The organism is Acinetobacter endophylla (assembly GCF_053543775.1).
The window spans coordinates 1-10,284 of record NZ_JBLVOM010000251.1; the positions used below are offsets into that span (position 1 = coordinate 1).

The 10,284-nt window shown below is 36.0% G+C and carries 11 protein-coding genes and 2 pseudogenes; 5 read left to right on the forward strand and 8 right to left on the reverse strand.

Going from position 1 to position 10,284, the window contains the following annotated elements; all coding sequences use genetic code 11:
- Positions 1-169, forward strand: a pseudogene (locus ACNPNW_RS13320) (IS4-like element ISAba33 family transposase); the annotation flags it as partial.
- Positions 170-251: 82 nt separating this feature from the next.
- Here the strand turns inward: ACNPNW_RS13320 and ACNPNW_RS13325 are convergent.
- Positions 252-1,004: a hypothetical protein gene (locus ACNPNW_RS13325; RefSeq protein ID WP_448767044.1), complete on the reverse strand. Its 753-nt coding sequence runs from the start codon at positions 1,002-1,004 to the stop codon at positions 252-254.
- 19 nt (positions 1,005-1,023) lie between these two features.
- Positions 1,024-1,386 carry a hypothetical protein gene (locus ACNPNW_RS13330; RefSeq protein ID WP_448767045.1) on the reverse strand — a complete coding sequence of 121 codons (363 nt, stop codon included), beginning with the start codon at positions 1,384-1,386 and terminating at the stop codon, positions 1,024-1,026.
- A gap of 592 nt (positions 1,387-1,978) precedes the next feature.
- Between ACNPNW_RS13330 and ACNPNW_RS13335 the strand changes: the two genes are divergently transcribed.
- The 3 genes from ACNPNW_RS13335 (at position 1,979) to ACNPNW_RS13345 (ending at position 4,233) form a co-directional block, all read left to right on the forward strand.
- Complete coding sequence (locus tag ACNPNW_RS13335; protein ID WP_448767046.1) at positions 1,979-2,332, forward strand: helix-turn-helix transcriptional regulator; 354 nt, start codon at positions 1,979-1,981, stop codon at positions 2,330-2,332.
- 112 nt (positions 2,333-2,444) lie between these two features.
- Positions 2,445-3,128 carry a metallophosphoesterase gene (locus ACNPNW_RS13340; protein ID WP_448767047.1) on the forward strand — a complete coding sequence of 228 codons (684 nt, stop codon included), beginning with the start codon at positions 2,445-2,447 and terminating at the stop codon, positions 3,126-3,128.
- Positions 3,129-3,138: 10 nt separating this feature from the next.
- Positions 3,139-4,233, forward strand: a complete 1,095-nt coding sequence (locus ACNPNW_RS13345; RefSeq protein ID WP_448767048.1) for a competence protein CoiA — start codon at positions 3,139-3,141, stop codon at positions 4,231-4,233.
- 46 nt (positions 4,234-4,279) lie between these two features.
- On the opposite strand, the gene cap3 is transcribed toward ACNPNW_RS13345, so the two are convergent.
- The 6 genes and pseudogenes from cap3 to ACNPNW_RS13375 all read right to left on the reverse strand — a co-directional run bounded on the left by cap3 (position 4,280) and on the right by ACNPNW_RS13375 (position 9,847).
- Entirely contained in the window at positions 4,280-4,741 is a 462-nt protein-coding gene (gene cap3, locus ACNPNW_RS13350; protein WP_448767049.1) for a CBASS system CD-NTase/cGAS isopeptidase Cap3, read from the reverse strand.
- Positions 4,731-6,497: an E2/UBC family protein gene (locus ACNPNW_RS13355; RefSeq protein ID WP_448767050.1), complete on the reverse strand. Its 1,767-nt coding sequence runs from the start codon at positions 6,495-6,497 to the stop codon at positions 4,731-4,733. The genes cap3 and ACNPNW_RS13355 overlap by 11 nt, the downstream gene beginning before the upstream one ends.
- Before the next feature lie 4 nt (positions 6,498-6,501).
- Entirely contained in the window at positions 6,502-7,803 is a 1,302-nt protein-coding gene (locus tag ACNPNW_RS13360) for a CBASS cGAMP synthase (RefSeq protein WP_448767051.1), read from the reverse strand.
- On the reverse strand, positions 7,800-8,891 hold the full coding sequence (locus tag ACNPNW_RS13365) for a CBASS cGAMP-activated phospholipase (protein WP_448767052.1): 1,092 nt from the start codon (positions 8,889-8,891) through the stop codon (positions 7,800-7,802). Before ACNPNW_RS13365 ends, ACNPNW_RS13360 begins: the two co-directional genes overlap by 4 nt.
- 121 nt (positions 8,892-9,012) lie before the next feature.
- Positions 9,013-9,405: pseudogene (locus ACNPNW_RS13370) on the reverse strand (transposase family protein); the annotation flags it as partial.
- Positions 9,406-9,442: 37 nt separating this feature from the next.
- The gene (locus ACNPNW_RS13375; protein ID WP_448767053.1) at positions 9,443-9,847 is read right to left on the reverse strand and encodes a transposase family protein; all 405 of its coding nucleotides are present in this window, start codon (positions 9,845-9,847) and stop codon (positions 9,443-9,445) included.
- Between the two features lie 88 nt (positions 9,848-9,935).
- Between ACNPNW_RS13375 and ACNPNW_RS13380 the strand changes: the two genes are divergently transcribed.
- Positions 9,936-10,103 (forward strand): hypothetical protein, encoded by a 168-nt coding sequence (locus ACNPNW_RS13380; protein WP_448767054.1) that lies wholly within the window; start codon positions 9,936-9,938, stop codon positions 10,101-10,103.
- Positions 10,104-10,284 lie beyond the last annotated feature (181 nt).

Consider the following 10,284-nt stretch of genomic DNA (forward strand, 5'->3'; position numbering starts at 1 on the left):
AACAAAAATAAAGAAGCATGGACGACTCTCAATGAGTTTATTTCGCTATGGTTTAGACTATGTTCAAATGGCGATTCAGCGTTTAATTGGTTTTGGGAAAAAAGAAGAGTTTAAGGAAATTTTGGCAATTTTAAGAAGGCAGAATCCTGATAGGATAAGGGTTCTGTGAAATTTGTCGTGTACAGAGTAATTTATCACGTTCCAAGCCTAACTATGAACACATGTTTCATAATCTATTTAAGTCGAGCTAACTAATTGACTCTCAAGTCGAGATGTTCAGGACTATGCCAATGCATCTTTAAATGTCCTAACTGATCTTTAAGATAAGCCACTTGTTGAACAATGAAATTCTTATGTTTGAGCCATTCATCAAGCCTCGCATCATCATAATGAATATCAACTTTCATCTGTATAAGCTGACGATATAAGCCTCGCTTCTCAGGCGACATCGCTTGTAAATCTGATGCTTGTGCAACAGGAGATAACGGAGAAGGCAGACCTATGGGTGCTGGGTTACTTGATCTAGGCTTGGTTATAGTTGGAGCTGTAATAGATAATACTGAGGAATTATGACGTTGCTTAGCCCCATTTCCTTGTATTGAGCTGTTCATTGAAGATTCATCTTGTGGTGACGTTGCAGCTTGATTTTGTTCCGTAATGCCTTTTACAACGGTGCTCAGCTTTCGGTAGTTGATTGTATAAAAATTAGTCTGAAGCCATTTATTCTGTGCCAATTTTTTAACAATAAGGATGCCAGCATTTTTCAATTTACTGACAATGCGTTTAATAGTCGACACACTGTAGATACCTAAAGTGTCAGCCCACTGTTCATAGCTATGATAAAAGTACTTTTGTTGCTGTATGCATTTTGCATCACTGCTTTGCAGACAGTAATGTAGTTTTTGCAAGAACATTGCAGATGGTACTCCATACGCTTGGGCAAGCGTAGGAGAGGCGATAAGTGGGTAATCACCCCGTACTAATAACTTAGATTTTTTAGTCATGAGCATTCTCACTCAAAACTCAGTAATTAGTGTTTGAAAAGGTTTTACGAGGACGTTGCTGCGTTCGTTTCAGCCAGTCTTCTGGATATTCCTGGTTATATGATTCACAGTGATGACCTGACCAATATTCTTGATTGAATTCCTGTTGGCTGTATTCATCTTGATAAACAAAACTTTCAGACAGATTTTTAGAGCTTGGGTCAGCTTCTCGCTGAGGGAGAATAGGTTGAGGTACTGATTTTTCAGCTTGATCTAATGTCTTAAAAATGTCGATTAAGGCTTGGCGTTGTTCATTATTTAGAATTTTTGCAGCTTCAATCATTAGTTGTGCAGCAAGTTTTTTTGGAGTGCAAGGGTTTGCACCATTGAAATTAATATTCATAGCAGTTTCCTAGATAGGTTTTAATTTACCTACCACATCTCATTTCCACGTGAGATGGTGGCGGCCGACAGGGGTGGAAATACTGAATCTAGGATCAGCCAGCACGAAGCTGCCCTGTCAAGCCGCCATAAAGACTGCTTAAACAGTAGGCAAAAAAATAGCCGCAAGTGCGACATTTATTTGCACCCAGATTTTATCAGGTTTCCACGCCAGAACACAGATTTTGCTGTGTAAAACAAGATTATCCAGTAAAGCTAAGTGCGTCAAGGCCCATCAGTGAAGTTTTATAAAAAACATGAAAAATACATAAATTTAATTGTCGAACGCTAAATATATTTAATAATTATATTTCTTATTTTATTTATAAAGAAGAAAAGCTCAAATTGAGCCAATGTATTAGTTCACTATGACACCGTCGTCTAGCTTAGTTTGCACTAAGTGGAATTTATCTTTTATTAAGTGCAAATATTTGTACAGAACTGGTAAATAGTACGGGTTATGTGCAATATTAGGACTTAACGACTTTAGTAATTCTGATTGATTTTTAATTAGATAATTTTATAAATAAAAAAATTGGTGGGAGCTATGACTAATGATGTATTCAAAAGATGACAGTCCAATATATATTGCATCAGTTTTAGGGGTGCGATTAAAAAGCATTAGATTGAATCGAGATATGACGCAAGAAGAAGTTGCGAGTAAAGCCTGGGTGAGTCGTAGAACGGTGTTGAATGCGGAGAAAGGTAGTGTAAAACTTTCAGATTTAATTGCGATTTTAAGCGCATTAAATATGCTGAATAATTTTAATGTTTTAATACCGGAAGTGCCATTATCGCCTATTCAATTACTTAAGTTGCAAGGCAAAGCTCGTAAAAGAGCTTCGGGTAACAATAAAAAAACTCAAAAACTGGAAATACAGACTGCAAAGCCAGATCTAGACTGGTGATATACAATTGCGATCAAGGATTATTATTTCGTTATTGTTGTAGTTATAAATGATTGGATTAACTAAACTCTTATTTGCATAATGCCTTTAATCAATTAGGTGACGATCAGACATGATGAATCATGTTCAAAGTATAGATGGATCAGTTTTCAAATCAGTCTATGTTGTGGGTGATTTACATGGTTCTTATCAGTTACTAATGAGACAACTGATGACTATCGATTTTGATTTTGAAAATGATTTATTGATTTGTACGGGTGATTTAATAGATAAAGGTAAAGAAAATTTAGAGTGCATTTCATTAATAGATAAACCATGGTTTAAATCGGTTCGTGGTAACCATGAAGAAATGTGCATTAAAGGTTTGTTTGATTTAAAGCTTAGACAGTTGCATGAAAGAAATGGTGGTGAGTGGTTCTATCAATTGCCATCACATCATCAGTATAAAATTATCAAAATTTTTGAGACCTTACCCATTGTGATAGAGCTCAGTCTGAAAAATAAGAAAATAGGGGTGGTTCATGCTGATATCGACTTTAACGAATGGAATACATTTAAGCAGGATGTAGCAAAAGGGGATTATGTAATTCCTGGCATTACATCGGCCTACACGAACGCACTTTGGGGGCGAGGGCGCATAAAAAACTATTCAAATGATTATGATGTCGTAGAAAACATTGATGTCATCTATCTTGGGCATACGATTGTGCGAGAAATGACCCAGATTGATAATTGCTACTATATTGATGTTGGATCGTTTTTTACTCAAAGGCTTTGCATAATCCAAATTAAATAAAAGGACTTGTATGGGATTTGATTGTATTCTAGTAGATAAGCATTTATTCAGTTTTACTTTTAACGATTCAGAATGGCTTAAGCTAAAAAGAGATTATTTAGATTTGGGGTTGTACATGCCATGTTGTGGGCATCATGCAATACCTAAAACAAGTATTTTAGGCACAAAATATTTTGCTCACAGAGTTAAAGCTAAATGTAGCTCTTTGAATGGAGAATCTCGCGAACATCAATTCCTAAAATATTTAGCATGCAAAACGCTTCACGAAATGGGCTGGCAAGTAGAGGTTGAGAAGAGGGGATTATCCTTATTAGATGAGCTTTGGATAGCAGACATATATGCCGAAAAAGAAAATAAACGGTTCGTAGTAGAAATCCAGTGGTCAGGACAAACGATAGAAGAAACTAAAATTAGAAGTGAAAAATATAAAAATTCAGGAATTAAGGTTTTGTGGTTCATGAAAATGAAAAGAAACTCTAAATCTACAAATCATTATTTAAAGGAATATTACTCTAATCAAAATGGTGTCTCATTATTGCCTATATATTTTGATGCTGAAACGAAACAGTTTATGGTTTTTAATATTTATCTTCCTCAGATACCGAATAAAAATATTAATGAAAAAGAAGTTGAACTTGAATTTTGTTTGACGCTTAAAAGTATTTTTAGTGGAGATTTGCATTTTTTTAGCTTAAATAAAGTCAAATATCTAATTAGATTTGGTATGTATCCTTCTAAATGTTTTAGATGTGGTAAAGTTTTTAATTTAGTTCTTCAAGGGGATTATTATATAGAGCATAATTCTAAATTTGTATTTTTAGACTCGTATGACTTGAAAGATTTGCCAATTAATGCTTTAGATAATATTAATAGGAAAGAGTTAAGGTCCACATATAAATTTGGTTATTTAAAATTGAGAAATAGCAAACATTTCAAACAAGAATATGTTTCAAATGCTTGCCCTGATTGTGATGAAATGCAAGAAGATTATTATTTGCGTCAAGTTATTAATTCAGGGGATTTGACCTACTCAGAATATTATGAAACTACACTTGCTAGATCCGCAGTTCGTAGAAGAAAATGGATTTTATTAAATGGGTTATAAATTTAATTTGTATTTTAATATCAGCTTTAAATGGGAAAATCAAAAATTAAATTTGAGTTAATACTTCAATATTTTTTTTAAATTTTTTCCCTACCCAAAAATGTGTGCGACCCACAATAATTAAAATTAATGGTAAATCAGATTTTAGATGCTTGTTCCAACTGGAATGATCAGTCATTGAGGGGGTGGGTACATCTTCTGGGTGTGTATGCCATTCACCTAAATAATGCCATTCACCATTACTCTTTTTAAAAGCATCATCAACAACCTTTTGATGATGTTTACTGATTCGATCTACCATGAACCTACTCCTGATATCCCATTTGCTAGGTTCTGATAATTCCGTTATTACTACATGGATACCTCTACGCTCACCTATCAAGACGCCAGCACTTTCAGGGCTACAAACATTTGTTTGGCGGTGTGAAAGGAGTTTATTTGCCACTTCAGTCGAAATTACAATTAAGGATTCGTCTAGAGCTTTGAAAACAAGTTCTTTATCGACCATTACAGATCCCACAAAATGTTTGTTTCCGAATCCAACTCGGCTTTTTCGTACGCCCTCCCATAAAGAGATGTTCTTTGTAATTCCACTCTCTTTCGTTTTCTAAAGTAGATAAAACTGCCTCTTGTATTAATGCAGCGGTCACAACACTAACAGCTGCATCATACGGTGTGTATGTGTTGCCACATGACACTTTCTTTTGGTTAATATCTAATAACTTCTCAAAACGAATATCTGTACCATTTTTATAGAAAGCTGGATCACCACAGAGGCAGTTATAACAACCATCTGAGCTATCTATGAATACTTTTGATGCGATACCATTTCCATCATTGAATCCATGAATAATGATAGGTCTATTCTCAACATCAATCTCTCGGCTAACTTTTGCTAAGCGTTTTGATACAGGTCCTCGACCAGTAGCATCAATCACAATGTCATAATGTGATAGGAAAGACTTCATAATAGGAAACCCATATTTATGAGCTTCAACATTTGCTGTGAGGTGGGTTGAATCAATAAGTCTATCTTTCAATGCTACTGCTTTGTACTTACCGAAGTCTTTTGTACTTAATGTATGGCGGCCAAAATTGTGAGGTCCATAGGTATCATGATCATATAAATCTAAACTTTTGGTTCCCATGCCTGCACCGGAGCGAATCAAAAGCTCTGCCAAGTAGCCGCCAATGGTTCCGCAGCCAATTAAAGCGATACGCTTTGTCCGAAGATCACCAGTCTCAGGTCTAGATCTATTACGTGAGAGGATGGTATCTTTATCCGACTTTTTAAATGCAATTCTTTGGAATTGATTAAAAGCGAATTTGCCCATGAGAATGCTACTTGCTCTTTCTAAATTAAGCTTTCTTGCCCCTTTACCTTTTTTTCTTGGATTTGCGTAAGTCGTAAACTGTACTGCTTTTAGATTCAGTTCAAGTACTACCCCGAACGTATCTTGTTTATCTACATCCAATACGATCAAATGATGTTTAGTCGTAGGATGGTCTACAAAATACTGAACCAAATGTGCTTTGGCATTGTGGTCTACTTTAGACAACCATTGAAATAGAGCCTTGGCATCTTTCGGTGGCCAATGAACACCAGAAAGCTTGGTAGGTCTAACTGTAAGACAAAAAACGTTGAGTTTCCGTTTGTCAGTTTCTTCAAGTGATCTTTGGCTCAGCCATTTTTCTTGGATATCTTTATCTTGGAGCCCAAACAATAAGGATTCAGTACGTTTAGAACCATCATTAGTAGTGTTTCGAGTCAGATAAGCAACTTCACCATTCAATGAATTCAGGTCTGACAGAGCATAGGTTAGTCGTTCAGCTTTCCAGTAAGCGACAAATTCACCCTCAAGTTCAACCTGATCTACTTTACCATTCTTTAAAGACTCAATTGAATTGTCTAAAGTGCGTTGAATCTGTTGATCTATAGTCCTATATAGATTATCAAGATCATTAGGATCCCAATCAGCTTCCATTTGTTCTACGTAGCAAAGATTCCCATTATTGTTGACATGAGGTAGTAGCATGTCGTCAAACTTTGATGGTTTGCTGATGATGTGCGCCCACGGCAAAATTGTATAAATGTCATAGTTTATTTCTAAGGCGATAGTGAATATCCCCTCAGAAGTTGAGAAATCTTTTAGGTAAACAGGATATTTCTCTTCAATTGAAGAGAGAGCCTCATATTTCTTTCGTTGCTTGGCTGTCAGGTATTTATACCCGCAGCCAAGCATCACAGTATGCAATTCTGACACTCAATCAACCGCTTTTCATTGAAGTACTGATGATGGCAGCTTCTTTTGCTTTTAATGGAGTGCTTGCGTAGGCCGGAGCTGCTGCTTGAGCGACAATCAGACTAATATCCTGGACACGATCGCCATACTCGCCATTTAGAATGTTTAATGCAGCTTGTTTGGTACTCGCTACATTGGCAGCTTCGAGAGAGCTTACCAAATCGTGAAGCTTATACATGACTTCTTCGTGCTTAGGTTCATGTTCATAGTAAGGAGGGAACAATGGACGATCATCGTTCTCATCTGGACTCTCTACGCCATTTAGGAACATTTCAGGCAATTTTTTTGCGACAGTCAGCATTAATGACCCAAAATCTTTAGTATCTACATGTGTATTGTCTAGGATCTCGACCACGGCTGCCATTAATGATATTGAAGATGGACCATTGCTTTCTTTCCAATCACCGGCATCGCGCCATGCTTTAAGAATTCGACAAACTTTTCGTAGATGTTGACCAGTACGTTGACATGCATCTTGGAACCACAAGTGGACATCTTTAGGATCACTCTTAATCCATTTTGCATCGTCCTTACGTACGGCTAGATTTACACAGTCAGTTTCAATTTGATCATAAAGAGCATGGTCGGCAGCTGAAACGCTGTCATACATTTCACCAAAGATCTGAGTGTTAGCAGACTTTCTGATTAGCTCCTCTTTTTCAATGAATTTCTCAAAAGGGATAGCATACATCGGTATATCTATATGGACGCTTTCGGCAGGGATTTTGATACGTCCACACGTTTCTTTCGCTTCAAATGACCATCCATAACGTTCAACAGCCAGAGATTTAAGAGAGGCATCAACCAAGAGCAATAGAAGCTGATGACCAATTGCCGGCTTATCTTCAAAGAACTGCATCGGAAGATATGTGCCATCATCAATGTCCATTTCTTGAGAGGGTTTGTATGGACGATTCAATGTGTCATACATGAAGCTTCCTTGCGTCCAAAAGCGAGGATTGATCTTCATAAACTCAACTTTAAGATCAGGTGAAAGCTCCATAATGAGTTCAGATAACTTTCGTTGGTCATCAACTGAAAGATACTTGAAATGCGTATTCTTAAATTCAGCTCGAAATTGTAGGGCTGAATCAAACTGCTTTGATGTTTTTACAAGTTGTTTGGCTTCGTCAAAGACATCTCGTATACGTTCACGGACGATTTGTCGTAGTGATTTTAAGCCTTCTTTTTCATGCTCAGCAAGGATCAGCTTACCGATGAGACCGGTATCACGATTGGTATAGTAGCTGTGAAAACTCCAGGTCATGCTGCATTCTCCTGAGATGGTTCAGTGTTAAATGGTTTAGCTGGATTGACAAAGAATTTACGCAATTCTGGATCTTCAGAATAACGCTCAAGACCTAATTTCCTTCCCATTCCACGTAGAGATTGCAGACTACTTTCAGATGCGTTATCTAATGTAATTTCAGATGCTGCTTCATTGGGAATCGTTTCATCGATTTCAACATAGTTTTTCTCAATGTTTAGAGCTTTAAATTCACGTAGAAGCATAAATCGTTGCAAATGCTGATTCGCTGTCATTGTAGTTAGAACGATACGTTCACCCATATTCCAAAGGCTCAAGTAACCCTTGCCGCAGTTTTTTGAAAGTACTGCAGGACTGACACAATAATCTTCGCTAAGTGTACCGATATTCAAAACATGCACATCTTCTGGTTTAGCATCCGGGAAGTCATTTTTCATATCGATCAAAACTTCACGAATTCCAACAAAACTTGGGTTATTAGCTACAAGACCACCATCAGCAAAGTAATGACCTAATTTCTCAATATAATGTGGTTTGAAATAGGTCGGGGCAGCAGATGTTGCCATTGCTGCATCAATTAACCGAATTTCACGATCAAATGTGAAATTCGGATTGTGTGGAGTTTTAAAGAACTTTGGCTTGCCAGTGGAAAGGTTGACAGATGTAATCATTACCCGTGTTTTAAGATCTTCAAATTTCAGATCTTCTGCGATCATATTTTTTACTGTTTCGTACAAAGGTTCACTGTCATAGATTGAACGACGTAGTAGATTCCACCATTGTTTTTTCTTAAATCGTTTAGTTGGGAAAATTTTCTGTGCATTTGCTTCGAAAGCATCTTGCAGTTCCCGTGCACTTTTGCCTGATGCTAGACCAAGGGCTAAAATACCGCCTATTGACGTACCTGCGATTAGATCAAAATATTCACCAATTTTAACATTTTCACGTTTCTCACGCTTTTCTATCAATGCTTCTAAATTTGCAAGTAAGGTAATGGTATATAACCCACGTACACCACCACCATTTAACGATAAAACTTTAATTGGGTGACCTTGTTCTAAATTTGGAGTCTGTTCCTCTGTTGTCATTTTGTGCTCTATTTAAAGTCTATTTGTTTTATTTTGTGATGGTTAGTAATTATTCAAGGTTTGATATGTAATAAAATATTTCTTTGTAATCAATAGACTTCCTTCATAAATCATTTTTCAATCAATTTAATTGTTTATCTTTCACCCAATCTAAATTGTATATGCCAGCAAGTAAATTAAACCGCAGGTTTAATCTTTTACGACGATTTCTATATACACAAGATAAAATCTTAAAACATTTCATCCTTCCAAATACATGCTCTACTTGAATTCGTCTACGACCAATCTCTCTATTTAACTTTTTTAATTCAGAATCTAGTTTTTCAGTTTTCTTTGCTTTAGATGGCATGAGGCATCCAAAACCCAATTTCTTTATCCCTAAATAACCCTTATCAACGATAAAAAAGGGCTTAAATTTTAATTTCCTCATGCTTTTTTTTAATATTTTAAAATCATGCATGCTTCCATGACTTCCACATACACTCAGTATTTCACCTGTTATATAGTGCATAGATAGCTGAAATTTAAAGGTATGTCGCTTTTTTTTACCGCTATACCATTTCTTCTGTTTTTTTTGGACGTTGAACTAATATTTCAGTGGCATCAATCACAATAACTTCCCAATCCACTTCATCTCGATTAGGAAGTTGTTTTGGCAAGTTAAATTTTCCAGAACGGATTAAGGTATCTTCAATAACACGTGTGATACGAATTGCACTCGTTTCAGATACACCGTAACTCATACCAAGATGGAAAAATGTTCGATATTCTCTCCAATATTCTATACATAAGAGCAAACGATCTTCCAACGGTAATTTATGCGGTCGTCCTTTACCAATATGACGAGGTAACTGCTTATTTAGCTCGGCCAACATGAGGTTAAATGTAGCCCAACTAACACCGGTAAGCCTACGAAACTTAACGTCTGATAATTTTTGAATATCTTTGAATTTCATCCAAGGATTATCCCTTGAATTAAATAATTTTGCTGATTAATTTAAGATCAAATAAATTGTACGTTTTTTGATTTATGACGGAAGTCTAATGTATGAATTCAACTTAGAATATGAGAAAAACGTAAGCTCTCTGATCAACATGATCAACATGATCAACATGATCAACATGATCAACATGATCAACATGATCAACATGATCAACATGATCAACATGATCAACATGATCAACATGATCAACATGATCAACATCCATTAATTAAAATGGATAGAAATTAGATCATATTGCTCAAGATGTTGATACATGAGCAATATGAATATTTAACAATTTTAATTACTTATAATAACTTGTTCAACTTGTTCAACTTGTTCAACTTGTTCAACTTGTTCAACTTGTTCAACTTGTTCAACTTGTTCAACTTGTTCAACTTGTTCAACTT